The following is a 26899-nucleotide window of genomic DNA, read 5'->3' on the forward strand; positions in this document are numbered from 1 at the left end:
AAATCTTTATGATTGACTAATGGAATTATCCTTTGTACCCAAACAGATCTTTTTTCATACTAATTCCGCTATTATCTAGGTAATAGTGTGCATAATTAAATATCCATGGCAACTTGGAAAAAAGGAAAAAAACTACATAATGGGCAATATGTCATCGAATCCATGTCCTTGAGGGGGGGGCTAGGAATTACCTATAAAGCCATGGATATGGCTAGGGGAAAAACTGTTGCCCTAAAAGCTACCCAAAGGGTATGGCAAAATGTAGAGCAGGGAATACAATTAGAAAAACAGCTTATAAAACAGGCTATTAAAATAGCTCGTTGTAATCATCCTTCTTTGGTGAGAGTATATCCAGAAGTGTTTCAGGAAGATGACTTGGTTTATATGGTGATGGAATATGTTGAAGGAGACGATTTGGCTTCTTCTATAGATCGTTATGGTAAATTAAGTGAAAATGATGCTCTTAGGTTAATTACGAAAGTTGCGTCTGGGGTTAATTTACTCCATCAAAATAGAGTTTTACATCAGCGCATTAAGCCCCAAAATATTATCCTTGATAAAGTTTCTCAGGAGCCTATTTTTGTAGATTATGGTTTGGCCATTAAGTTATTCGCTTTTGAGGGGGATAAAATTAAGAATGCCATGACGGATGCTTTTGCCCCTCCTGAGTTGAGCTTGGAAAATGCCAAAATTGGTGCTTATACTGATATATATTCCCTTGCTGCTATTTTATATGTGTTGGTGACGGGGCAACTTCCCACTCCTTCACAATTTCGTCAGTATAAGGATTTGATTCCACCTCAACAATTATCTCCTAATCTTAGCGATCGCACCAATGACGCTATATTAAAGGGTATGAGTGTTAATCCAGAACAACGTCCCAAGTTTATTAGAGACTGGTTTAACTTTTTCGCCCTCGAAAAATTAACAGAAAATAGGCCCCCAGTGTCATCGCCAGAGCAAAAAAAAGAAGATAATAGCGATGATGCCACTACAAGCCCCACCAACTCAGAAATTAGTATTTCTTTATCCCCAGAAGAAGATTTTATCATCGGAGATGATCAAGTAGTTCCCCTGAAGGGTAATAATACCTTAGTGGAAAATACATTAATCCCCGATAGCCCGAATATAGAGACTTTCGAGTTTGATTCAGTAACTATTCAAGAAAAGAAAAAACTATTTGGATTAGTAGGGGGTATTGATAAACAAGTACTTACTAAGAAAAATAAATTTTTTGTAGAATATTTGGGAGAAGGGGTAAACTTAGAAATGATTTTTATACCTGCAGGAACTTTCTTGATGGGTTCACCCAACACCGACTCAGAAAAGGAAAAAGACGAAACCCCTTCTTATCGGGTCAATATTTTCCCTTTTTATATGAGTAAATATCCCATCACTCAGACTCAATGGCGTTTTGTAAGTTCTCTTCCTAAAGTACAGCGTTTTTTGAAAGATAGTCCTTCAGGTTTTCGGGGCGATAATCTACCGGTGGAAAAAATTTCGTGGTATGATGCCCAAGAATTTTGTTTACGGTTAAAAGAGTACACAAAGCGAAGTTATCGTTTACCCACAGAGGCAGAATGGGAATATGCTTGTCGGGGAGGCAGTCATTCTATATTTTCTTTTGGTGATATTATTAATCCTCAGTTTGCTAATTATGACAATCGCAAAAACGTTAAGGCAAACAGTAATAGTGACGATAAATTTGACCGCAAAACTACCCCAGTAGATAGTTTTTCCCCCAATGGCTTCGGTTTGTATGATTGTCATGGTAATGTATGGGAATGGTGTGAAGATCATTACACCCCCAATTATGCCAATAAAGCCAAGGATGGATCAGCTTTTCGTTCTCAACTTAGCACTACTCCTAGGGTGGTGAGGGGTGGCTCATGGTCATTGGCGAGTAATTATTGTCGCTGTGCCAAACGTAGTAGTTATGTGGCGGATTCTACTTATAATTTTATCGGTTTTCGGGTGGCTTGTATCTTAGATGGTTAAGTTATGGTGGGTTGGTTTTTTGTCTTTATTAATGACTTTGCTTTTGTCTGGGCAGGGGTTAACCATTCCTTGGGCAGTTATCGAAAACAGAGGACGTTTGTTGGTAGGTATTACGGAATATGATCATCGTCCCCTTTCTTTTCGGGATAATGAGGATAATTTACAGGGGTTAGAAATTGACATAATCCACCGTTTAGCCCAAGAGTTGTTGGGGAATGAGTCGGCGGTGGAGTTTATTCCTTTGGCTAATAACGATCGCCTCAGGGCGGTAATTGATGGTAAAGTGGATTTGGCGATCGCCTCTATAACTGTCACTCGCTCTCGGTTGCGGGTTGTGGACTTTAGCCACAGTTATTATCTTTCTGGTACTGCCCTAGTTAGTTTACAAGATTCCTCCATATCTAATAATGATACCATTGCAGTTTTAGAGGGTTCCAGTGCGATCGTTCTCCTCAAACAAAATTTACCCTCCGTACAATTACAAGGAGTAACCTCTTATCAAGAAGGATTATCATTAGTCGCGGAAGGAAAAGTAACGGCATTTGCCGGGGATATAACCCTACTAACAGGATGGACACAGGAAAACCCCCAATATAGTTTATTACCCCAAGTATATGGAGCTTATCCCTTGGCGATCGCCCTTCCTAAAGGCTTACAACATCAGGAATTAAGAGATAAAATTAATCAAATAATGGCTAACCTTGCCCGACAAGGATGGTTACAAGAAAGGATTGAATATTGGGGACTGCGCTAAGGATTTTGTTTAGTTTTATAGAATAAAGTCACGATCTTTTTTAACGATAGTTGCAACTAAATATCAATTAAGCTATACTACTTTATAGTAGTTATTTAGATAAGTTTGCAGTAAATAAAGCAGTCCAAAAGGTTGTTGGCAATTACCACAAACTTGCTTGGCTTTATGGGTGATGGATGAATCACTCATCAAGCTCTAATAGCGAAGGTGAAAATTGTTCTTAATGTGTTAAATTGTTTCCTCAATTTATTTAGGGGCTTCCCTCAGAAAGAAGTCCCTTTTTTTTTCAAAAATTTAAATAATTGCCGTAGTTTTTCTTTTTCCTTTCTCTTTTAGAGGAGGAATTTTTTTTAGGTAAATAAACCCTAATTAACTTGAGTTCGGGATAAAGTTTGATGGATGACAGGCAATGGGCAATAGGCAATGGGCAAAAGAAGGTAATCATTAACCTTCAACCAGAAGCCCGAAACCTAACCATACTTTCAACTATTATGAAGAACTGAGATTAATTATCAACATTAAACCTTGGACTTCTTTCCCCTTGGGGAATAATAAAATTGCTATCTTGATCAAAATTTTCAAAAATATTTGAGCTATCGGGAGGAATAAACATCTCCGCCTCCTCCCTCGTAATCCTTCTCACAGGTACAATATAAAAAACCAACTCAAAATCTCTATTCATCTTAGAGCTAATATAATCCCTTACTAAACTTACCTGTCGGGAAGTGATTTCCTTATCTGTTTGCATCGTTACATTAATCAGAGGAGGATTTTGTGTCCAAATAATTCCCACCTTCACCGCTTCCACATCTTGCCCCACGGTAATAGTTTCATTGGCTAACTGACGGTTAATTTCCTTTTCTATTTCTTGTTGTTGAATCAACTGAAAAAAACTAGCACCCAAAGGAATGAGTAAAAAAGCCGTTGTCACACTAGCCCACCCAAGGGCTTTAGTCGCTTTGGTGTAGCCAGAGAGGATAAAAGCTACCATACAAGCGAGGGTAATGCCCAGTAGGTTTGTGACATAGAGCAAAAAAGCTCCTGTGGCGTAGGCATATAACCCCCCCGCAAGGGAGATTCCCACCACACACAGAGGAGGCATGAGAGCAACGGCGATCGCTGTTCCCGCGAGGGTTTCACTAATTCCCGATCGCACTTTACCAAAGCCACTAATCAATCCAGCACTAATGGCGATACCCAAATCAATGAGAGTGGGCTCAGTTCGAGCCACAATTTCTGAACCCACATCAGGCAAAGCCACCACCACAGCTATAAACCAAGATAGTAGCAAAGAAAGTATGGTCGCCCCTACCAAAGAGAGAATAGACTTCTCAAATAATTTATAATCCCCCTCACAGGCAGAAAAAGCCAAACCCCGCAAAGGTAACATGAGAGGGGCAACAATCATCGCCCCAATAATTACCGCTGTACTGTTACTCAGTAATCCAAAGGACGCAATGAGACAAGAAGCAACGGTGGATAAAAGATAGTCAACCCCCCAGCGAGAATCGCTAGTCAACTCTTGATGTAATTTAGCGATGCGGGTAGCGGAAACGTGGGGCAGAATGCGATTTACTGAAAACTTGAGCCAACGCCAAATGGTTCTTATTTTTTTACGGTTAAACCATTCCACTAGGAAATTTTGTACCTGTTGCCGAAGGTTAGATTGATTCATCTTTTAGAAAGTATTGGTAAAAAAAGATTATAGCTGCAGGGTTGTTTTGGCGGCCATTTGAGTTTTTTTCTTCTCAGACTCCGATAACTGTTGCCCTGTTTGTAAACGGGTAGCGCTGGTTTGTAGTACAGTTGCACCACTTTGATCCCCTAGTTGCAGGGCAGTTTTAGCAGCATTTTGTAGCAGGGTAGCGGCGCCTTTATTGTCTCCCTGTTCGATTTTTTCTTGGGCTAGGCGAGTTTGGCGATATTTGGCAAGGGTAAGTAAGGATTTTTGTATTTCTTCATCATTTTGGGGTTGATACTGGGCTTGGACTTGAATGTTAACGGGTATTTCGTCGGAGGTGAGGGTTTGCCCTTTTATATCGTCATATTGTACCTTAATCTTGGCGATCGCCTGAGTACCTAGGGATAATTTACCGAGATAGAGATTAGTTAAAATAATGCGTTCATTGGTCATTAAATCCCCTAAACGGACGGTATATTTATTAGTGTAATCATCCTCCCTTTGAGGATCTAATTCCACGGTTTCTGGGGCTACCTGAGCCATGGGTTTTAACTCCGCCATGCGTACATCTTCCCCTAACTCCATAATCAAGAAAGCATTGGTTAAGCCCACGGATTCCATGCGGGTGAGTAACTTTTGAAACTCTTCTTTTGCCTGTTCAGCAAATTCGATATGGGTTAAAGTACCATTGGCACAATCACTAATGCCCTCCAATATCTTTTGATTCCAGTTGTTACCAAAACCCATGGCATTGAGGGTAATGTTATATTCCGAAGACATTTTGGCAAGTTTCAGACATTTTTCATTGCTGCCATGCTCATTTTCCCCATCGGTAAGGAGTAAAATTTGCGACACACGATTTTCTTTACCAAGGTTAATTTGTTGGATACCTAGTTTCATACCCTCATCAATGGCGGTGCCTCCATCGGCGCGTAGTTGGTTGATTTGGGTTTTGATGGTTTCTAAATCTGAAATAGGTTGACTGTTGACAACTACCGTTGCTTCATGGTTGAAACCCACTACCGAAACTCGGTCTTCTTGATTCAATTTCTCGATAAGGGCGATCGCCGCTTGTTTTACGTTTTCTAACGGTTTACCCACCATAGAGCCACTATGATCCAAAATAATACATAGATTAATAGGTAAACGATTTAACGAGGAATCTTTTACAGCTTGAACACTGATTTCCAACTGTCTTTGGGTACTGGTGTTTTCTGCAGAAAGATTGGTGTCATTTAGTCTGGCTTTTAGTAAAGGTTTCATAAGTAATTGGGATAATTTTAAAAATTGTCAGTATCATTTTTATTATTACCGAGATTTTTAAATTTGATAGTAAAAGTTAATCTGATTTTAATTAATATTTAATAAACTAATGAAAAAAAGTATAATTATTTTAGACGATTTAGAAGAACAAATAGGTTTTTTTCGAGAATTAATCTCTGAATCAAATCATTCCCTTGTAGATGTGGATAATGAGTCGGACTTGCTGGATTTTGTTCAGCTACAAGCCCCTGATCTAATCTTGATTAGTAGTACCATAAAAGACCTAAATTGTTATTTGATTTGCAAAAAAATTAAACTTTTAGAAAAAGGTAAAAACCTCCCCATAATTATTATCAATCGAGATGACCGTTATTTTAACGTGGAGCAAAACTTCGATGCAGGGGCAGATGACTATATCAATTATCCTTTCATAGAAAGAGAAGTAATTCATCGTCTCAATCAACAGCTACTTATTAAGGATTTAAAAGATAATTTACGGGAAACAACAAACCAATTACATAAAATTATTCCCCATTATCAACGGTTACAAGAATTGGTAGAAAAACATAATTTAACATTAAATCATCATAGTAATGAAGGAAGATTAAACATAATTCCTAATCGTAAGTATTTTGAAGAAATGTTACAAAAAGAATGGTTAAGGGCTTCTCGCCAAAGGACTTCTTTTTCTGATACAGAGGGAACGAATATATCTATCATTTTGGCAAAAATTAATGATTTTCAATCCTACGAAGAAAACCACGAAAAGGAAATTGTTGATAGTTGTCTGCGGATTATTACCGAGGATGTAAAAGAGACAGCCAAACGGGCGGGAGATGTGATAGCAGAATTTGACAAAGATACTTTTGCGGTGTTATTGCCCAGCACTGATTACGTAGGTGTTCAAAAGGTGGCTCAGGTAATAGGAGAGCATATCATGACGTTGCAAATTCCCCATCATTTTTCTGCTGTCAGCGAGTTTATTACTTTTAGTTTTGGACTGGCAACGGGTATTCCTACCCAAGCAATCCATTCTAGTAGTTTAGTGGATGTGGCTCAAGATTGTTTACAAAAGGCGATCGCCTCTAGGGAAGCGAATGCCATGGTAATAGACCAATTTTAAAAGCAAAAAAAGCCTTTTTTTAATGACCTGAGAATAGATTGTTAAATCATTACTCAATTTACGACTCTTTTAAAGTATTTACATAAGACTAAAAAGTATGATGTAATTTTTTATTTATCAGCTAACAAAGGAGAAAAATCTTTTACTATGGGGTTATTCTCTCTTTTTTATCAGTTATTAACCCTTGTTTCCCTGACAAGGTCATTTACTATTTGTTAAAATCTTTAGACAGAGATTTGCATTCATAATATTCCTTAAAACTAGACAATAGTAAACTTAAATATGGTTAAAAGTACGTAAACTTTATCAAAAAAATACATGGGTATTTTAAGTATATTCACTGTTATTAATTTGCTGTTTTTTGGGTAAAATAAAGCCATAGGTAAAAATATATTTACGTATTAGTTTTATTCTGCTCGGTAAAGTGTACAAGAAGCCATAAATCAACCATAGACCATCATACAGGCATCAGTACAGAAGGTTTAACTAATATTCAAAAAATTATCAAAATTAAACTCACTGTTAGTAAAGGGAATGGGTGAATACTATGTTACACAATAATAAAAATTTAAAACAAGATAGCTTTGGAGCAAACTTTAAGTTTAAACTCCTCTCCGTGTTGCAAAACGGCTCCCAAAAAGGCTCTACCCTTGCCGTGGGTGTTGGTCTTGGTGCTTTGATGATTGCAGGAACAACCTTGGCGATCGCCACTTCTAGCCAGAACAAAACTAATGTGATAGCTCAAGAGCAAACCGCACAAGCTGTTGCTCAAGCAGAAGCAGGAATAGCTACAGTTCAAGCAATGCTGGTAGAGAATCCAACTCTAGCACTTTTTAGTAAAGAAGATTGGGAAGATTTAGCCACAGGGCAGACTACCATAGATCAACTAAATCAAAGATTAGCAGAAAGATTTGCATCTGATAGTAACACAGCAAAAAACATAGGTCGTTACAATCTCATTGTTAGTGATGTATCTGTATGGGACTTAGATACCAACGGCAATAGTGTAATGGCAAAACTACCCAATAGTTTTTTAATAGCTGGACCTCCTGCAGGTAAAGGAAATAACAAAGATAAAGAAGAACCTTCCAATAACAACACTCAACAACCTTCTGAATCCAGTACAACAGGGGCTTCTTGTACCCCCTTAGGACAGAATAATACAGACACTGAAAATTCTATTCCACAACTAACAAAATATGATCTATCAATAATTAAAGCATTGATTTCTGTGCCGAATTCAGAGTCTGAAGAAGGTGTTGAGTCCGAGCAATCAAATGAAAAACAAAAACAATTTGAACTAATTAGTTATCAGTTTGATGATAACAAAGAAACTGGAACCTTAACTGTTGAAGGAAAATCAAAAGGCTCTAAAGCTAGAATACAAGTTAAGTTTGCCGTCATACCACCAACACCCGGACAAGTAAATCTTGGAGGATTTCCCTCAAGCGAACTTCCTGACGCACCCGGCCTTTGGGCTCAAAACTTTAGCGTTAGCGGAGGTGGTAATCAAACTATTAACTCAGATATTCTCGACTCTTCTGATTGTGTTAATGGTGTTCCTTGGACTAAACCCCCAAGCGGAGCATTTAAGCATAATGGAGATCACGTAGAATTTAATAAACTTTTTCCGACCTTACCATTAGCATTAAATAACCAAGATGAATTTGATATTCCTGATAGTTTAGATACTATCACAAGTGGAAAATGTACTCTAAATCCTACAGGTTCATCCTCCTATGAATATACTGGTGGTTGTGGTTCCTCTATTTCCGTAGATGTAGGTGGTAATAAAACTGTGATTATTTATTCTGATGTAGCAGTTCCTACAATTCAAGCAACGGGAATGAATGATAATCCAGGCAGGGTAATTGTTTACAGTAATAATGGTTTAAATTTCGGTGGAAGTGCTGCTTTATCCAATGCTGATCAATGGAAACATATTCAATACTATGTTGCTTCTGGGGATGTTGTAACAAGAGGTAATTTAACTTCCTCTGGTTTTATTTTCGCCCCCAGATCTGAATTTAGAATTAACGGCGGTGGCAACGGAACTCATACAGGACCTATTTGGGCTGAAACCATTAACGTTCGTGGTGGCGGTAATAGTACGATGAATCCTTCTTTAGTTGCCGAAAACTTTGAATATTTAGAACTTTTCAAAACAGACCCAACTTCTGTTCGTATCGGCTCTATTCAAGGATATGAAAGGATAGAAGCATCCAATAACTAAATTTAATTTCATTAATCGTCCTTCGGGGCGATTTTTTTTCAATTTACTACTTTTATAATGTTGTTAAATAATCAAGGGGTATTGTCGCAGTAAATATAAAAATCTAATGCGAAGTATATTCTTTGTGTGCTGATGAAATAGCAGAGTACATTCATTTTTAAAAGCTCTACTATGTTGGTTAAAGTTCCCTGAACGACAAGGAAAAATATATAGTTATTTAAGGGGGTTTTGAGACAGTTTCACCAGCTAAAACCGCTGTTTTATAAGTCTTTTATAATTTGGTAGTGTTTCATTTTCATTTGGAGTAACTATAACCCTCTTTTGTCAGTCTCCGATAATCTTTGAAATTGCTAAACTCTAAAAGTCTTTCTCTATATGCGATCTCACGATTATTTGTTACTTTAAAATAAAAGATGACTCAAAATTGAGAAAAGTAAATTGTAGTATATGTAATCTTTTGATTATAAGGAGTTATGAAATTAATTAATAGTAAGAAAAAATGGAAAGTGACAAAAGAGGGATAACCTGTGAAAATTCAAATAGATACTTATACCAAATCCTGCTTAGATAGTATACTTATTTAGAAGGAAACATTGAGCCAGTGATAGTTAGTTAACTTTCTAATTTCTTCTTGCATTTCTTTTCTGAGAAAATTACAGCGTTGAACAAGAATTTCTTCGATTTCTTCTATACTTTCAAAATATTGGTTAACTAAAGGTTCATCTACTAAACTCCATAATCTTTCGGCTGGTTGTAGTTCTGGAGAATATGGTGGTAAATATTCTATTTCAATTCCTTGGGGCACTTTTGATGATTTACTCCGATGCCAACCAGCATTATCTTCTACCAACAAGACTTTTTTATTGTCCACCAGAGCATCCTTGGCAAATGCTTCATAGACTAAATTTAACCATTGTGTACTTACTCTCGGTATCAAATACCATAATGTTTCTCCCGTTTTTGGCTTGACAAAACCGTAAATATATAACCACTCATAACGATGATTGACTATTGCAGTTGGTCTTTCTCCTATTTTTCCCCATACTTTCTTTACAATCGGCTTTAATCCGATTCTATGTTCATCAAAAAACCACACATCTACTTCTTCTCCACTATGCTTGGCTTCAAAAGCTTTTACTTTCTCTCTAAAATTGTGCTTAAATTCTTGTTGTTCCTGGATATCTCCTTTTCTATGTTTTGATCTCGGACTCTGCCAAGAGTACCTGCACTTTTTTAGATAGTCCCACCCCCTTTGATTCCACACTTTTTCTCTTCCTGTTTCTTTTTCTATCCAACGAGCCACTTTTGGCCCTGTCCAAAGTCCCCCATCTTCTGGTTTCGATTCTAATTCTGACTTTAATTTTTGCAATTGCTGGTCTGTTAATAGGCTTTTTTCCAACATTATATTTTTTTCTTGTTTTACGACCATTTAATATTCCTTGTTCTCCCTGATTGTTATACTTTTTAATTATTTGTTTGGCGTAAATATAACTTATTCCTACTGCTAAGGCACTATTTTTTACGCTCCATCCACAAGATATTTTCCACAATAAGTGCCATCGTCTTGATTCCACATTATCTTTATTGGAAAAATATTTTTCTTTTAATTCTTCTCTACTCAAATAATCTGCTAAATATACTTTTCTTGCCATTGATTCTATCTAACATTATTTTTATTATTAATAGTATATTCTATTTCTCGGATTTAGTATAACATTATCATTGATTATGCTTTGATACCAAATCCTAAACTAAAAGTAAACTAATAAATACTATCAACCCCAGTGATTTCGAGTAAATAGACATACTATCTAAACAGGATTTGGTATGATACGTCAGCCATTTTATGATGATGTGGCTCGTTAGTTCAATTCATTGAAAGATAAACTCTTAACCTTGTAATTCATGGCAAGGCGGGTAGTGATATGATCTCCATATGGGATTTGCTGTAAAGGGGCGATTATGAAGTGGTGAAGTGCGATTTTTGAGTGTTATGGTGCGATCGCCCTTACAATTTCAAATAGTCAAGTACCCCTTATTAAGGGGAATTTAGGGGGATCAAACCCGATGTTTCGCTCTATAACGAGGAATTTAAGGGAAGCAAACCTTATAAACGATTTATATCACTATTAGAACCAATTACCACCATGGATAAACCCTTTTGTAAAACAAACTGAGGAGGAGGATTTATCACAAACTTATCATCATTACCCACCGCCAACACATTTAAACCAAAGCGACTACGAATTTTGATCTCCGCTAAGGTTTTACCATCAAACTCCTCAGGAATAGATACCTCCACAATACTATTATCAGGATCCAACTCAAAACGATCTAAAATACCTGGTTTCGTCAAAGTATAGGCCAACTCACATCCTGCCTCATGCTCAGGATATACTACCAAATCAGCCCCAACTTTTTTTAATAACTTCCCATGGGTACTAGAAGAAGCCTTGGCAACCACATATTTAACACCCCCCTCCTTCACATTAAGGGTGGTAATAATACTTTCCTCCAAATAATTACCGATCGCCACTATCACCGTATCTAGTTCAAAAATACCAGCTTCCCGTAATGCACTTACTTCCGTACAGTCAAGCTGAAGGGCGCTCGAAGTGATTTTATCCGTGAGGGCTTGAGCCACTAGCTTTTCATCCACATCCGTACCCAAAACCTCATGACCCATATTATAAAGGGTTTCACACACCGCCCTACCAAACCTACCTAAACCAATCACTGCAAACTGCCGACTCTCCTTCCGTAAATTGCTTAAAAACTTTAAAGAGCTAATATCAAGACTAAAAATGCCCTTGGAGCGATCGCCTTTATTACTGGAATTAGGTTGATTTGATGTCATAGTACTACTAACCGATTAAAAGATTCTCCTCTGGATAATGAATACGAGTGGGACGAGGATCTCCCAAAATAGCTGACATAAACAATAATACTCCAACTCGCCCAATATACATTGTTAAAATAATTAGAATTTGTGCGAGTCCTGACAAATCAGCAGTAATTCCCGTAGAAAGTCCCACCGTGGCAAACGCTGAAACCACTTCAAAGAAAATATTGATAAAGTTAAAATCAGGATGAATAAAAGAAATGCTAAAAGTGATCACCAACACAGTGATAGTAGAGCCAAAAACCACCGCCATGGCCTTTAGAGTAAGAGATGAAGGAACTTCTCTTTCATAGGCAATTACATCTTGTTTTCCTTGTAAAACCGTTTTGGTACTTTCAAAAAGAATCCGTAGAGTAGTTGTTTTTATTCCTCCCGCTGTACCACTAGGACTACCCCCCACAAACATAAAACCAATGGTCAAAAATAAACTAGCAATGGTCATTGCCCCCAAATCAATGGAGTTAAATCCAGCGGTACGAGTAGTAACCGACTGAAACCACGCCAAAAGAATCTTGTCATTCAGAGAAAAATCAGTTAATAGATTATTGTATTCAGTAATGAAAAAGAAAATAGTGCCAGAAATCAGTAAAAAAATAGTGGTACTAATAACGATTCTAAAGTTAAGAGAAAATCTATATTCTCTTTTACTTGATACATTTATTGTTTCCCTTAACCATAAATAAAATTCAATAATTACCTGATAACCAATACCACCAAAAATAATTAAAAAACAGATAATAGCATTTAAAGGAATAGATGTTTGGTATTGAGTTAAACTATCCTCAAATAAACTAAATCCCGCATTATTCCACGCACTGATACTATGAAAAATAGCTAACCAAAGACTTTCCCTATTTCCATAGTCTTGCTGAAATACAAAAAATAAAGTTAAACTTCCCAATGTTTCTAAGGCAATGGTAGTGGCAAATACAGAGGTTAAAAGATTTTTGCTACCGTGGAGAAAAGGACGATCAAAAGATTCTTTGATAGCTAGTTTTTCTCTAAAATCAAATTTCCTACCTATTAATAAGATTAAAAAAGTAGTGGTTGTCATATAACCCAATCCACCAATTTGGATTAAACAGAGAATAAATAATTCTCCCCAAAAAGTATAATAACTGCCCGTATCCACCACAATTAAACCCGTTACACATACCGCAGAAGTAGAAGTAAAAAGAGCAGTGGTAAAGTTTCCCCATCCCGGTTCAACGGTGGAAAAAGGTAATAATAATAATATTGTACCAACGGAAATAACTGCTAAAAATCCAAGGCAAATAGTACGAGCAATGGTCATCAGTTTTTAATTCTCATATTAGGGTTACGGGAATATCAATAATCAACTTCAGTACTATGACAAAAGTTGAACTGTTTTAATTTACCGTAATTATCCATTATTCATTCTCAATTATCAATTAATTCGTCTTGGTATTTCGTAGCTCAGAAAATCATAAGCAAGAATAGTCTCGGGGAAAATAGCCTGAGCCTCCTTAAGTAAATCATTTAACTGAAGGGTATTACCAGGGGCATAGCGGGGGCTAAAGTGAGTCATGATAAGTTTTTTGACCTGAGCAGCAAGAGCCACTTGGGCTGCCATGGTGGTGGTGGAGTGCATTCTTTCAAAGGCCATTTGTGCGTCTTGGTGGGCAAAGGTGGCTTCATGAATTAGTACGTCCGCATCTTCGCTAAGGGCGATCGCACTTTCACAAAAAACAGTATCAGTACAATAAACAAATTTACGCCCAATTTCCGTCGGCCCACACAATTGAGAACCATTGATAGTGCGTCCATCCTCTAGGGTAATGGTTTCACCCTTTTTCAACTTTCCATAAATAGGACCACTGGGAATCCCCATTTTTTTTGCCTTGTCCACATCAAACTTACCAGCCTTATCCTTTTCACTGATGCGATAACCAAAAGCCGTTACACGATGTTTTAACATCTCGGTACTAACTATATATTCATCATCCTCGTAGATAACCCCAGGAGAAACCGTTTTAAAATGAACACCATAGGGAAAATAAGTTTGAGAATACTTCATACAAGCCTTTAAATAGGCATCTAACCCAGGAGGCCCATAAACTTCCACATTTTCTGCATGGGCACCCAACCCACAACTAGCGAGTAAGCCCATCAAACCAAAAATATGATCTCCGTGCATATGGGTAACGAAGATTTTTTTAAGTTGGGAGGTTTTTAATTCACTGCGCAAAATTTGGTGTTGAGTACCTTCTCCGCAATCAAATAACCAAATTTCCCCCCGCTGAGTTAACCTAAGTGCCACACTAGATACATTTCTTGATCGGGTGGGTACTCCTGAGCTAGTACCTAAAAAAGTTACTTCCACAACTATCTATATTATTGATACTTTGTAATTAATCCTAGTTTACCACTCCACCATGGACAATTTATTTTACAAAAATAGACAAGAAAGGATTAAGCACCGATAATAAATTTATTTTCCATCACTATTTACCATGCAAACTAACTCTAAATTTACTAATTCTCTTACCAATCCCACTGGTGTTACCTTACTTATTCTCTTAGTTGTGGGTTTAAGTGCGATCGCCCTTAGCTTTTTAAACATCAATCAAATCAATCCTTTTCTATCTTCTTTTATCATCACAGGTGCTTTGGGTTATGTAATAGTACCTCAACTGCAAAGAATTAAGGCCAGTCAAGTAATTCAAGAAGACGGCCCTTCCACCCACCTCAAAAAAGCTGGAACTCCCACCATGGGAGGAATTTTCTTCATTCCCACCGCCATCATTGTCGGTTTAATTTTTACCAACTTTTCTAATAACGCTATCGCCGTCGCCCTCGTTACCTTCGCCTATGCCTTTATTGGTTGGGTAGATGATTGGCAAATTTTACGAAAAAAAACCAACCTCGGTTTAACTGCCAAGCAAAAGTTAGCACTACAAATTCTATTCGCCGTTATCTTTTGTATTTGGATGGCTCAAACTCAGCCCCCAGAAATTACTAACGTTGTCCTCCCCTTTAATATTATTCTCCCCCTTGGCTTTTTCTTCTGGTTTCTAGCTTCCTTTGTTATCGTTGCCGAAAGTAATGCCACCAACTTAACCGATGGGGTTGACGGTTTAGCAGGGGGAACCAGTGCGATCGCTTTTCTCGGTATAGGTATATTAATAAGTAACACTCACCCAGACTTACTCATTTTTTCCCTCGCCATCAGTGGTGCTTGTCTAGGATTTGTCCTCCACAACCGCAACAAAGCCTCTGTCTTTATGGGTGATACAGGTTCCCTAGCTCTCGGTGCTAGTCTAAGTGCGATCGGTATTTTAAGCCAAAATCTTTGGGCATTATTCATAATCAGTCTGCTTTTCTTCCTCGAATCCATCTCCGTCATAGCCCAAGTCGCCTACTACAAAGCCACCAAAGACGAAAACGGCAAAGGAAAAAGACTACTAAAAATGGCTCCCATCCACCATCACCTCGAACTCAGTGGCTGGACAGAAACCCAAATCGTCGGCATCTTTTATCTAATTAATACCATTCTTATTCTAATCACCATCTATTTATATTAATGGTATAAGGGGTGGGCAATGCCCACCATGAAAGTGTATGGAGAAAGATAAAAAACCTAACATCATCATCTAAAACCCTAAGAAAGTAGGTTGCATAGAAAAGCACAACCCCACATACAAAAAAAGATTAGGAAGCGAAAGCCTTATTCTGTAGTGATTGTGACAGAAGTGAGAAAAAAGATTGAGAAAAAAGTTGCCATTTTAGAAAAGGTTAGTTATATTAGTATATGTGCGATTGAGAGCAATACACTCTCCTGACACACCACGAACCTCGAAAATTCAATAGTTTGAAAGCCATTTTTCAAGTAATACATACATCCTTGTCAAAATAACTTTATTTAAAAAAACAAAAGTCTTAAATTTCGGTTTAAGCATTGCCAAGAAAGAGCAAGTAAAACTACTTCAAATTAAAAGGATTAAGTCATCTTAGGGTGATAGAAACTTTACAATGGAGAGTTTGATCCTGGCTCAGGATGAACGCTGGCGGTATGCCTAACACATGCAAGTCGAACGGTCACCTTAGGGTGATAGTGGCGGACGGGTGAGTAACACGTGAGAATCTGCCCTTAGGTCGGGGACAACAGTTGGAAACGACTGCTAATACCGGATGAGCTGAAAAGTAAAAGATTTATCGCCTAGGGAAGAGCTCGCGGCTGATTAGCTAGTTGGTGGGGTAAAAGCCTACCAAGGCAACGATCAGTAGCTGGTCTGAGAGGATGAGCAGCCACACTGGGACTGAGACACGGCCCAGACTCCTACGGGAGGCAGCAGTGGGGAATTTTCCGCAATGGGCGAAAGCCTGACGGAGCAATACCGCGTGAGGGAGGAAGGCTCTTGGGTTGTAAACCTCAAAACTTAGGGAAGAAGAAAGTGACGGTACCTAATATAAGCATCGGCTAACTCCGTGCCAGCAGCCGCGGTAATACGGAGGATGCAAGCGTTATCCGGAATCATTGGGCGTAAAGAGTCCGTAGGTGGCACTTCAAGTCCGCATTTAAAGACCGAGGCTCAACCTCGGGTAGGGTGTGGAAACTGAAGAGCTAGAGTACAGGAGGGGTAGAGGGAATTCCTAGTGTAGCGGTGAAATGCGTAGAGATTAGGAAGAACACCAGTGGCGAAGGCGCTCTACTGGACATGTACTGACACTGAGGGACGAAAGCTAGGGTAGCGAAAGGGATTAGATACCCCTGTAGTCTTAGCGGTAAACGATGGATACTAAGTGTAGCGGGTATAAACTCCTGCTGTGCTGAAGCAAACGCGTTAAGTATCCCGCCTGGGGAGTACGCACGCAAGTGTGAAACTCAAAGGAATTGACGGGGACCCGCACAAGCGGTGGAGTATGTGGTTTAATTCGATGCAACGCGAAGAACCTTACCAAGACTTGACATCCGATGAATTTTTCTGAAAGGAAAGAGTGCCTTAGGGAACATCGTGACAGGTGGTGCATGGCTGTCGTCAGCTCGTGTCGTGAGATGTTGGGTTAAGTCCCGCAACGAGCGCAACCCTCGTCCTTAGTTGCCAGCATTAAGTTGGGGACTCTAGGGAGACCGCCGGGGAGAACTCGGAGGAAGGTGGGGATGACGTCAAGTCAGCATGCCCCTTACGTCTTGGGCTACACACGTACTACAATGGTTAGGACAAAGGGATGCGAAACCGCAAGGTGAAGCGAAACCCATCAAACCTAGCCCCAGTTCAGATCGTCGGCTGAAACTCGCCGGCGTGAAGGAGGAATCGCTAGTAATCGCAGGTCAGCATACTGCGGTGAATCCGTTCCCGGGTCTTGTACACACCGCCCGTCACACCATGGAAGTTGGTAACATCCGAAGTCGTTACTCCAACCCTTTTGGGGGGAGGACGCCGAAGGTGGGACTAGTGACTGGGGTGAAGTCGTAACAAGGTAGCCGTACCGGAAGGTGTGGCTGGATCACCTCCTTATAAGGGAGACCACATATAGTGGTCAGCAAGGAATGTGATGGAAAATGGTATTTCAAACTAGAGATTGGGTTCATGGGCTATTAGCTCAGGTGGTTAGAGCGCACCCCTGATAAGGGTGAGGTCCCTGGTTCAAGTCCAGGATGGCCCATAGGTGGGGGTATAGCTCAGTTGGTAGAGCGCCTGCTTTGCAAGCAGGATGTCAGCGGTTCGAGTCCGCTTATCTCCAGTGAGAAAACTTAGCACTGTTTTAGCGAACAAATGCTGAGGAAAAAGTCTCAGTAAGAACCTTGAAAACTGCATAGAAAAAAAAGTAAGTAGGAAGTCTGTATTAAACAGATAATTAGGTCAAGCAATCAAGGGCTAATGGTGGATACCTAGGCACACGAAGGCGAAGAAGGACGTAGCAACCTGCGAAAAGTCTCGGGGAGTTGGAAGCAAACATTGAGCCGAGAATGTCCGAATGGGGCAACCCTAAAAACACATCTTTTAGGAGATGATGAGCGAACCCGGTGAACTGAAACATCTTAGTAGCCGGAGGAAGAGAAAACAAAAGTGATTCCCTTAGTAGCGGCGAGCGAAACGGGAGAAGCCTAAACCAGTGTTTACGAATACTGGGGTAGTGGGACATCGATATCAAGAGTGGATGTTAGACGAACTAGCTGAAAACTAGACCGAAGAAGGTGAAAGTCCTGTAGTCGAAAACAGAAGTAATTGTAGGTGAATCCCGAGTAGCACGGTATAAGAGAAATCCCGTGTGAATCAGCCACGACCACGTGGTAAGGCTAAATACAAAGTGTGACCGATAGTGAAAAGTACCGCGAGGGAAAGGTGAAAAGAACCCCGGGAGGGGAGTGAAATAGAACATGAAACCATTAGCTTACAAGCAATGGGAGTCCGATAGAACGGATGACCGTGTGCCTGTTGAAGAATGAGCCGGCGACTTACAGGCAGTGGCAGGTTAAGACGGAAAGTCGAAGCCAAAGAGAAATCGAGTCTGAAAAGGGCGCTAGTCACTGTTTGTAGACCCGAACCCGGGTGATCTAACCATGTCCAGGATGAAACCCCCGTAACAGGTGGTGGAGGTCCGAACCGACCAATGTTGAAAAATTGGCGGATGAGGTGTGGTTAGGGGTGAAATGCCAATCGAACCCGGAGCTAGCTGGTTCTCCCCGAAATGTGTTGAGGCGCAGCGGTGTGGAATGTCATGGGGGGTAAAGCACTGTTTCGTTGCGGGCTGCGAGAGCGGTACCAAGATGAGACAAACTCAGAATACCCATGATTGTAGCACTAGTAAGACGGTGGGGGATAAGCTTCATCGTCGAAAGGGAAACAGCCCAGACCATCAGCTAAGGTCCCCAAGTAAAGACTAAGTGATAAAGGAGGTGGGAGTGCAAAGACAACCAGGAGGTTTGCCTAGAAGCAGCCATCCTTGAAAGAGTGCGTAATAGCTCACTGGTCAAGCGCTCCTGCGCCGAAAATGAACGGGGCTAAGTCTTTCACCGAAGCTATGGACTCATATTGAGTGGTAGGGGAGCGTTCTCTATTGGGAGAAGCATTAGCGGCAAGCAGATGTGGACGATAGAGAAGTGAGAATGTCGGCTTAAGTAGCGAAAATTGAAGTGAGAATCTTCAACCCCGAAAGCATAAGGGTTTCTCCAGAAGGTTCGTCCGTGGAGAGTTAGCCCGGACCTAAGGCGAAGCGAATAGCGTAGTCGATGGCAAGCAGGTAAATATTCCTGCGTGGTTTTACAGGAGCTATTAAAGGGACCCATGAAAGATAAACTCATCCTAAGTGGATTGGAAGCAACCTCGGTTGCGAGAGTGTAAGGATAGTGGCAAGAAAAGCTTTAATAGTGTTGAATGTAGAATCCCGGTACCCGAAACCGACACAGGTATGCAAGTAGAGAATACTAAGGGGAGCGAGTTAACTCTCTCTAAGGAACTCGGCAAAATGACCCCGTAACTTCGGGAGAAGGGGTGCCACCGAGAGGTGGTTGCAGTGAAAAGGCCCAGGCGACTGTTTAGCAAAAACATAGGTCTCTGCAAACTCGAAAGAGGAGGTATAGGGGCTGACGCCTGCCCAGTGCCGGAAGGTTAAAGAAGTTGGTCAGTCTTAGGATGAAGCTAGCGACTGAAGCCCCGGTGAACGGCGGCCGTAACTATAACGGTCCTAAGGTAGCGAAATTCCTTGTCGGGTAAGTTCCGACCCGCACGAAAGGCGTAACGATCTGGGCGCTGTCTCGGAGAGAGGCTCGGCGAAATAGGATTGTCTGTGAAGATACGGACTACCTGCACTTGGACAGAAAGACCCTATGAAGCTTTACTATAGCTTGGAATTGTGTTCGGGCCTGCTGTGCGCAGGATAGGTGGGAGACGATGAGATTATCCTTGTGGGGATAATAGAGTCAATGGTGAGATACCACTCTCAGAAGGCTAGAATTCTAACTCTTAAATGAGGACAGTTTCAGGTGGGTAGTTTGACTGGGGCGGTCGCCTCCAAAAAGGTAACGGAGGCGTACAAAGGTTACCTCAGACTGGTTGGAAATCAGTCGAAGAGTGCAAAGGCAGAAGGTAGCTTGACTGCGAGACATACAGGTCGAGCAGGGTGGAAACACGGTCTTAGTGATCCGACGGTGCTGAGTGGAAGGGCCGTCGCTCAACGGATAAAAGTTACTCTAGGGATAACAGGCTGATCTCCCCCAAGAGTTCACATCGACGGGGAGGTTTGGCACCTCGATGTCGGCTCATCGCAACCTGGGGCGGAAGTACGTCCCAAGGGTTGGGCTGTTCGCCCATTAAAGCGGTACGTGAGCTGGGTTCAGAACGTCGTGAGACAGTTCGGTCCATATCCGGTGCAGGCGTGAGAATATTGAGAGGAGCCTTCCTTAGTACGAGAGGACCGGGAAGGACGTACCGCTGGTGTACCAGTTATTGTGCCAACAGTAAACGCTGGGTAGCCATGTACGGAGTGGATAACCGCTGAAAGCATCTAAGTGGGAAGCCCACCTCAAGATGAGTATTCTGGTGTAAGGTCACGGGAAGAACACCCGTTAATAGGCACAAGGTGGAAGTGCAGTAATGTATGGAGCCGAAGTGTACTAACAGACCGTCAGCTTGACCTATTCCAAACTTACTTATAATTATCTATGCAGTCTTGAGGGTTTTTAACCTCATAATCTTGGCAGGTGTATCTAGCGTTGTGGAACCACTACGACTCCATCCCGAACTCGTGGGTGAAACACAGCAGCAGCGACGATACTACGGGGGTAGCCCCTTGGGACAATAGTTCTATGCCTGCCTTAATAATCACAAAAAAACCGCCCCCATCACATGGCGGCTTTTTTTTATATCTCAAATTTATAGCCTACTCCTCTGACAGTAAGAATAAGGTTAGGATTGTTGCAGTCTTTTTCTATTTTTTTACGAATTTGTCCGATGTGAACATCGACAACTCGGTTATCTCCGATGGGGTTGTTATCCCATACATGAGTTACCAAATCTTCTCTACGCCATACTTTTCCGGGATTATTAGCAAGGAAATATAGTAAATCAAATTCAAGGGTGGTGAGGTTGATTAATTGTTGGTTAACTTTTACTTCTCTGGTTTCGGGGTTAATACTCAAGTTATCAATCGCAATTACATTTTCATGGGATGATTTAACTATTCTCTGTCTTTTTAAAATAGCTTGTACCCTAAATTCTAATTCTTCTAAATCAAAGGGCTTAGTTATGTAATCATCAGCACCTGTAATAAAACCTTTTTTTTTATCTTCCAAATCAGTGCGACTCGTTAACATAAGGACAAAAACATCACTGCTATTTTGCATTTCGGTGCATAAGTTATACCCTAAAGTATCTGGTAAATTAATATCTAGTATTACTAAATCAGGTTTAAATTCACCAAAAATTTCTATTGCAGTTTTGCCATCATTGGCATATTGAACAACATAGTCCTTTTTTTGTAGAAAACGACTAACTAGATTACCGATATTGACATCATCATCAACAATCAAAATTTTTGGACAAGTAACACTCATTTTATATAGTGATTATAGTTAGCTACGGAAAAAGATCTTATTTTTTTGCTTGGCAAATTATAAAAAATAAAAGTTTTATCTAAGAATGATTTTATTAAATTGTACCGTATATTCACTGAATATAAAGTTTCAACAGATAATCTTAACTTAAAGCTAAAATGGAATTCATTTAAATTTTGTTAGAAAAAGCTCAATAAAAATCATTGAGTTATTTTTATGATAATTTTTATGAAAACAGAAATGTAAAAATTCAAACTTCAAGTGATTTCAAGAATGTAAACAGAATATAAGTACAGACTTTTGAAAAAGCAACAAGGAAAAAGGATTAAAAGAATATGCGTAAAATACTCTAGCAGAGAGTATTTGATTGATATGGAGGACCCACAAAAACAGCCATTTTTATTAATCAATTACGGTTAACCGACATAAAACCGAATGTCAACTGGTTGTTACAAAAATTCATATTGTGTTATAGTTATTAGTATAAGCACAAAACAAGAAATTATAACTTTTATGGATAGTCGCACTAATACATACGTAACAGAAGATCAAGGTCGTTTAAATAACTATGCCGTTGAACCCAAAATGTACGTTGATTCTAGCCAACAATTTGGCTTCAATAAATATGCTGAGAAATTAAACGGTCGCTTAGCGATGATTGGTTTTATTTCCTTAATCGGTTTTGAACTATTAACTGGTCAAGGTTTGATTGGTTGGTTAACCAATCTATAGAGGTAATTCCTCTTGACCATAGCTTTCTAGTAAGTCGCAATCATACACAATATTTAAACACTACATTAACGAGAATATGAGGAGCTTGAGAGATGCTCCTTATTTTTTTTAGTTATGGCGATGGTTGTTATCAGAGGGAATCCTCGTACCTGTCCATTGTAGTTTTTCTCTGATAGTTTTGTAAAAAGAGTGAGATTCTCGCAAGATGATAAAGTTAGCGAAACACTCTGCCATGGTAACAGATATCCATTGCCCGGGCCAAATGGTGGTACTTAGGGCGCCATCCATCCACAATTTATTATTCAATTCATAGTCTCCTAATGTCCAGACATTAACCACTGACCCTGCGGGTAATACGAGAGGGCGACTCGAAAGACTTAGAGGGCAAATGGGGGTAACGGCGATCGCACTCATGGCAGGATGAATGATAGGCCCCATAGCTGAAACCGTGTAACAAGTAGAACCTGTAGGAGTAGAAATAATCAAACCATCACCATGGTACTGATCTACTACTTCCCCATCAATTTCCATTTCTAACAGAGAAGTGGGCATTCTATCCAAACAAGCAGGTTTAATACACATTTCATTAAGACAATAAAAATCATCACTCACTGCCTCTTGTTGTCCCCGATTCAACTCAAAAACCCGTGCCTTTAGCATCATTCTTCTTTCCACCGCATACAAATCTTTGGATAACCTATCCCAGATATGCTCAGTATCTTTAAACAAAGAAAAAGGCTCTGTTAAAAAGCCTAGATGCCCTCCTACATTTACCGCCAACATCGGGATGCCTTCTGGGGCGAGGTGTCTTGCTGCCGCTAAAACTGTACCATCTCCCCCTAAAATAATCCCCAAATCAATTTTTCCTGTAGCAGAAGCCAAAAAAACAGGATAGGGATTATCTTTTACTCCACTAGGGCCAAGTAAAACCTTACAACCTTTTGCTTCTAAATCCTGAGAGCATCTTTCAGCCCATTTTTTACTATCTTTATCCCCTGCCTTATACGCAATGATTACCTGTTGTAACTGCACAATTTTTGATTGATCTATTTTTTTTCATTGTACTGATATATGTGAAGAATAAAAATTCTAGTTGGTGACAAATTTTACAATTCATGGAAAGCCAATATCTTGTTAAAGTTTAATTATTGAGAATATATTGTTTAAATTTTTACTCTGGTGATCCAAGACATAGAATAGAAAAAGGACATAAAAGTTAAAGTAATGATGAATACCGAGATAAATAATCCTGTACTATGCCTCAATGGTTGTACTAAAGAAGATATTATTAACTATCTTGATTGGGGATGGTGTCGAGAAGATATTTTATTTAAAAGTATCTTAAACCGTGATACCTATTATCTTAATCCTGATCCCCTTCGTAATCCTCTTATTTTTTATCTCGGACATTCCGCCGTATTTTTTATCAACAAATTAATAATGGTGGGGTTGCTACAAAAAAGGATAAATCCCGATTATGAAAGACTTTTTGAGATGGGAGTTGATCCAGAATTCCCCGATGAGTTACAAAAAACCCTTAATAATATTCGTCAACAATCCTTAGAAGATGTATGGATGTATCGCAACGAAGTTTATCAAACAGTTATCAAAGTAATTAATAACACTCCTTTATCTTTACCTATTGAGATGGATAGCCCATGGTGGGCGATTGTGATGGGTATTGAACATCAAAGAATTCACATTGAAACCTCATCGATGTTGATTAGGCAGTTGCCTCCGCATTTATTACAAAAGCCTGATGACTGGAATTACGCCCCTTCTTTGGGTAAACCTCCTCAAAATGAAATGATTGCAGTAGATGGAGATAAGGTCATTTTAGGTAAAAAAGATGATGACTTTTTGTATGGTTGGGATGTGGATTTTGGTAGTAGGGAGGAGGTAGTTGATAGTTTTTTGGTTAGTAAATATATGATTACTAATCATGAGTTTTTAGATTTTGTGAATGAGGGGGGTTATGAAAATAAAGAATTTTGGGATGAGGAAAGTTGGGAATGGCTACAAGGGGAAAATCGTACTTATCCTAAATTTTGGGTTAGGGATGGAGAAGGTTATCAATATCGGGCAATGTTTGACCAATTTGACTTGCCCTTGGATTATCCTGTGGAGGTTAACCACTATGAGGCGATCGCATTTTGCCGTTATTTAGGTCAAAAAAAAGGTAAAAAATATGGCTTAATGAGTGAATCCCAATGGCATTTAGCATCTAAAGGCAACAATGATATAGATAACTACAACCTCAATCTCCATTATCAATCCCCTACCCCCGTGGGTAGCATCAAAACCGCCCACAGTGATGCAGGAATCTATGACTTAAGGGGTAACCTCTGGGAATGGTTAGGAGATAAATTTACGCCTCTATCTGGATTTAAACCCCATTTTCTCTATCAAGATTATTCCCAACCCTTTTTTGATAATCGCCATTATCTGTTGGTGGGTGGTGCATGGATTACCAACGGCACAGAAGCCGCACCTTATTACCGTAACTGGTTTCGCCCCCATTTTTATCAACACGCAGGATTTAGAGTTGTTGAAAAGTAAAGGTTTATTAGTGCCATGGGAAAAATAAAATTAAAGTAAGGGTTTCTTACTTCCTTGTTATAATTAAAGTCATTTATTATTATCAAGAGGTAAATAATGTTAGCTAAATTAACCAGTAAGAATCAGCTTACTTTACCAAAAAGCATTACAAAAGAAGTGGGAGAAGTGGAATATTTTGATGTCAAATTAGAAAATGGATTGATAGTATTAACCCCTGTAAAAATTCAACGGGCAGATGCTGTGAGAGCAAAATTGGCTGAATTAGAGATTTCTGAGGAGGATATTATTGAGGCGGTAGCATGGGCAAGAAAGGCTTAAGAGTGGTAATTGACACTAATTTCGTATTATCAGCGTTGGTGTTTGGAGGGAAGGTGGCTTCCCTGAGGTATGCTTGGCAAACTGGGGCGTTAATTCCTTTAATTTCCAAGGTAACCGCAACGGAGTTAATACGAGTTTTAGCTTATCCTAAGTTTAATTTGACTGCTGTTGAACAAGAGGACTTACTAAGAGACTATCTACCCTATAGCCAGACGGTAACTATGCCTTATCAATTACCCACTATTCCTAATTGTCGAGATACTTTTGATGAGCCTTTTTTGTTACTCGCTAAGGTAAGCAAAGCAGATTATTTAGTGACAGGGGATAAAGATTTGTTGTCTCTGAAGGAGGATTTTTGTTGTCCAATAATCACCAGAGACTATCTTTTTAATCTTCTTGAGAAGGTTTGAGGAAAAGGGAGAATTTCAATAAAATCTATTATCCATTACTAACTACTCCCCCCCCGAAAATTAAGGGGATTTTGATCTCGACGATGGCGAGCGGGTAAGGGTTCTGGTTGTATTTCACTATCTAAACTGGCGGTATATTCTAGGGCCTGTCGTAATCTTTTTCCTGCATAGATGGACATATCCCGAGGCACATTTATCCTATCGAGTAAATATCTTAATCCAAGGGCAGATTTGGCAGGAGGTTTACAATCTTCCCCTGTCATCATTTGGGTTAAGGCACAGCGCAAGGCTTGGTCAAATAATTGATTATCTGCGGGATTAACTTCAATAATATTTTGACGATGTTTTAAGACTCGGTGGAGGGCTTCTTGGCGGGAATTTTCTGGCTCAGGGTAAGCTACATCGGGTAAGAAAAACCAATCTCCTCGATCTACTTTTTCTTGATTTTGTAAGGTTTGGGATTCACCGTTACTATAACATCCTCCCATTTGGGGAGGTAAGTCGTGGGCATGGGTATGAAAATCGCTTTGGGTACCTCTATAGGTGGGGCGGGTTTCCATGGCATCAAACCAAGCAGAGAGTTGGGGATTTTCTTCCCGTAATGAATAGCCTTTGTAGTAGTAGAGACTGGCATTCATTCTCTCTACATAGGGGGTAAAAATTACATCGGCGGTGCTAAAGTCTTCGAGAAAGTAAGGGCTGGAGGTTTGGGCGATCGCCTTTTCAACTTTTTGTACTACTTGGATAAATTGTTTACGATTATTGGCTTCTTGTTGGGGGAGAATGGTGGGATAACATAGCCATGTACACCATGCCCTAAATAATAGCCTTTCTAATTTACGCATGGGCAGTACGTTTTTATCTTCCATGCCGAACTTTAGTACCCCAAAGGCTTGTTCGAGGGCGATTAAGATGTCATCACTTTCGGTGATAATTTTGCCATCTAATTCGAGGGCTGGAAGCATTCCCGAGGGTACTTTTTGTTTATACCATGATTCTTTTTGACCATAGCAAAACATGGTTACTTTTTTGATGCGGTAGGGGATTTGTTTTTCTTCTAACCACAGCCATATTTTTTGACAATAGGGACACCAAGCATGATTATCTCGATAAAGAGTTACTCTGACTTCTTCTTCTGGTTGGTTAAAAAGTCGAAGGGTGCTTTGGGAGTTAGTTTGTCCATTTACTCTATCGATGTGATAATCTGTTAGTTTTTCTAGTTCTTGCCAAGGTAAAGGTGCGATCGCCATTAGTCTTTTATAAGGTTTTATTTTATTTTGTCCTTACTTACATTTTAAGGCATTACTGAATGGAGAATTGACTTTTGGTTTCCGTAGGCAAAGAAGCATCATCATAATATTTTGGCAGGGAAAAAATACAAAAGTGTTCACGATGAACTATTTAATAAT

The 26899-nt window shown here is 39.6% G+C and carries 18 protein-coding genes, 2 tRNA genes, 3 rRNA genes and 1 pseudogene; 14 read left to right on the forward strand and 10 right to left on the reverse strand.

All coding sequences use genetic code 11. The features are described 5' to 3' along the window. Positions 1-105: 105 nt before the first annotated feature. The gene (locus tag A5482_RS04460) at positions 106-1998 is read left to right on the forward strand and encodes a bifunctional serine/threonine-protein kinase/formylglycine-generating enzyme family protein (protein ID WP_446684810.1); all 1893 of its coding nucleotides are present in this window, start codon (positions 106-108) and stop codon (positions 1996-1998) included. Then, entirely contained in the window at positions 1991-2752 is a 762-nt protein-coding gene (locus tag A5482_RS04465; RefSeq protein ID WP_069789583.1) for a transporter substrate-binding domain-containing protein, read from the forward strand. The genes A5482_RS04460 and A5482_RS04465 overlap by 8 nt, the downstream gene beginning before the upstream one ends. 505 nt (positions 2753-3257) lie before the next feature. Here the strand turns inward: A5482_RS04465 and A5482_RS04470 are convergent. Next, complete coding sequence (locus A5482_RS04470; RefSeq protein ID WP_069789584.1) at positions 3258-4427, reverse strand: DUF389 domain-containing protein; 1170 nt, start codon at positions 4425-4427, stop codon at positions 3258-3260. A 27-nt stretch (positions 4428-4454) separates the two neighbouring features. Then, complete coding sequence (locus A5482_RS04475; protein WP_069789585.1) at positions 4455-5696, reverse strand: vWA domain-containing protein; 1242 nt, start codon at positions 5694-5696, stop codon at positions 4455-4457. A 109-nt stretch (positions 5697-5805) separates the two neighbouring features. Here A5482_RS04475 and A5482_RS04480 point away from each other — a divergent pair, with 109 nt between their 5' ends. Further along, positions 5806-6819 carry a diguanylate cyclase domain-containing protein gene (locus A5482_RS04480; protein WP_069789586.1) on the forward strand — a complete coding sequence of 338 codons (1014 nt, stop codon included), beginning with the start codon at positions 5806-5808 and terminating at the stop codon, positions 6817-6819. Positions 6820-7366: 547 nt separating this feature from the next. Next, positions 7367-9052, forward strand: a complete 1686-nt coding sequence (locus A5482_RS04485) for a DUF7305 domain-containing protein (protein ID WP_069789587.1) — start codon at positions 7367-7369, stop codon at positions 9050-9052. Positions 9053-9632: 580 nt separating this feature from the next. On the opposite strand, the gene A5482_RS04490 is transcribed toward A5482_RS04485, so the two are convergent. The 5 genes and pseudogenes from A5482_RS04490 to A5482_RS04510 form a co-directional block, all read right to left on the reverse strand. Next, the gene (locus tag A5482_RS04490) at positions 9633-10481 is read right to left on the reverse strand and encodes an IS630 family transposase (protein ID WP_446684811.1); all 849 of its coding nucleotides are present in this window, start codon (positions 10479-10481) and stop codon (positions 9633-9635) included. 67 nt (positions 10482-10548) lie between these two features. Then, positions 10549-10704: pseudogene (locus A5482_RS04495) on the reverse strand (hypothetical protein); the annotation flags it as partial. 455 nt (positions 10705-11159) lie between these two features. Further along, positions 11160-11843: a potassium channel family protein gene (locus tag A5482_RS04500; RefSeq protein ID WP_069791706.1), complete on the reverse strand. Its 684-nt coding sequence runs from the start codon at positions 11841-11843 to the stop codon at positions 11160-11162. A 73-nt stretch (positions 11844-11916) separates the two neighbouring features. Next, the gene (locus tag A5482_RS04505) at positions 11917-13248 is read right to left on the reverse strand and encodes a TrkH family potassium uptake protein (RefSeq protein WP_069791704.1); all 1332 of its coding nucleotides are present in this window, start codon (positions 13246-13248) and stop codon (positions 11917-11919) included. A gap of 114 nt (positions 13249-13362) precedes the next feature. Continuing rightward, positions 13363-14298 (reverse strand): ribonuclease Z, encoded by a 936-nt coding sequence (locus tag A5482_RS04510; protein ID WP_446684812.1) that lies wholly within the window; start codon positions 14296-14298, stop codon positions 13363-13365. Between the two features lie 130 nt (positions 14299-14428). On the opposite strand from A5482_RS04510, the gene mraY reads away from it, so the two are divergent. From mraY to rrf, 6 genes are all read left to right on the forward strand, one after another. Beyond that, entirely contained in the window at positions 14429-15499 is a 1071-nt protein-coding gene (gene mraY / locus A5482_RS04515; protein ID WP_069791705.1) for a phospho-N-acetylmuramoyl-pentapeptide-transferase, read from the forward strand. Positions 15500-15944: 445 nt separating this feature from the next. Continuing rightward, positions 15945-17434: ribosomal RNA gene (locus tag A5482_RS04520) — 16S ribosomal RNA — on the forward strand. Between the two features lie 74 nt (positions 17435-17508). Further along, positions 17509-17582 (forward strand) — tRNA-Ile (locus tag A5482_RS04525). 5 nt (positions 17583-17587) lie between these two features. After that, positions 17588-17660, forward strand: a tRNA-Ala gene (locus tag A5482_RS04530). Between the two features lie 117 nt (positions 17661-17777). Then, positions 17778-20556: ribosomal RNA gene (locus A5482_RS04535) — 23S ribosomal RNA — on the forward strand. 59 nt (positions 20557-20615) lie between these two features. Beyond that, a 5S ribosomal RNA gene (gene rrf / locus A5482_RS04540) occupies positions 20616-20733 on the forward strand. Together the 16S, 23S and 5S rRNA genes with 2 tRNA genes alongside form the textbook arrangement of a ribosomal RNA operon. A 45-nt stretch (positions 20734-20778) precedes the next feature. Here rrf and A5482_RS04545 read toward each other — a convergent pair. Further along, positions 20779-21471 (reverse strand): response regulator transcription factor, encoded by a 693-nt coding sequence (locus A5482_RS04545; protein WP_069790581.1) that lies wholly within the window; start codon positions 21469-21471, stop codon positions 20779-20781. Between the two features lie 513 nt (positions 21472-21984). Between A5482_RS04545 and A5482_RS04550 the strand changes: the two genes are divergently transcribed. Next, positions 21985-22203, forward strand: a complete 219-nt coding sequence (locus A5482_RS04550; protein ID WP_069790582.1) for a chlorophyll a/b-binding protein — start codon at positions 21985-21987, stop codon at positions 22201-22203. A gap of 108 nt (positions 22204-22311) precedes the next feature. On the opposite strand, the gene A5482_RS04555 is transcribed toward A5482_RS04550, so the two are convergent. Then, positions 22312-23235, reverse strand: coding sequence for an NAD(+) kinase (locus A5482_RS04555; protein ID WP_069790583.1), 924 nt, complete (start codon positions 23233-23235; stop codon positions 22312-22314). A gap of 192 nt (positions 23236-23427) precedes the next feature. Between A5482_RS04555 and ovoA the strand changes: the two genes are divergently transcribed. The 3 genes from ovoA to A5482_RS04570 all read left to right on the forward strand — a co-directional run bounded on the left by ovoA (position 23428) and on the right by A5482_RS04570 (position 25490). Next, on the forward strand, positions 23428-24762 hold the full coding sequence (gene ovoA, locus A5482_RS04560; RefSeq protein ID WP_069790584.1) for a 5-histidylcysteine sulfoxide synthase: 1335 nt from the start codon (positions 23428-23430) through the stop codon (positions 24760-24762). Positions 24763-24858: 96 nt separating this feature from the next. Next, on the forward strand, positions 24859-25080 hold the full coding sequence (locus A5482_RS04565) for an AbrB family transcriptional regulator (protein ID WP_069790585.1): 222 nt from the start codon (positions 24859-24861) through the stop codon (positions 25078-25080). Beyond that, on the forward strand, positions 25062-25490 hold the full coding sequence (locus A5482_RS04570; RefSeq protein WP_069790586.1) for a putative toxin-antitoxin system toxin component, PIN family: 429 nt from the start codon (positions 25062-25064) through the stop codon (positions 25488-25490). The genes A5482_RS04565 and A5482_RS04570 overlap by 19 nt, the downstream gene beginning before the upstream one ends. 38 nt (positions 25491-25528) lie before the next feature. On the opposite strand, the gene A5482_RS04575 is transcribed toward A5482_RS04570, so the two are convergent. Next, complete coding sequence (locus A5482_RS04575; RefSeq protein ID WP_069790587.1) at positions 25529-26740, reverse strand: glutathione S-transferase family protein; 1212 nt, start codon at positions 26738-26740, stop codon at positions 25529-25531. Between the last annotated feature and the right edge of the window lie 159 nt (positions 26741-26899).

Source organism: Cyanobacterium sp. IPPAS B-1200 (genome assembly GCF_001747005.2).
Lineage (GTDB): Bacteria > Cyanobacteriota > Cyanobacteriia > Cyanobacteriales > Cyanobacteriaceae > Cyanobacterium.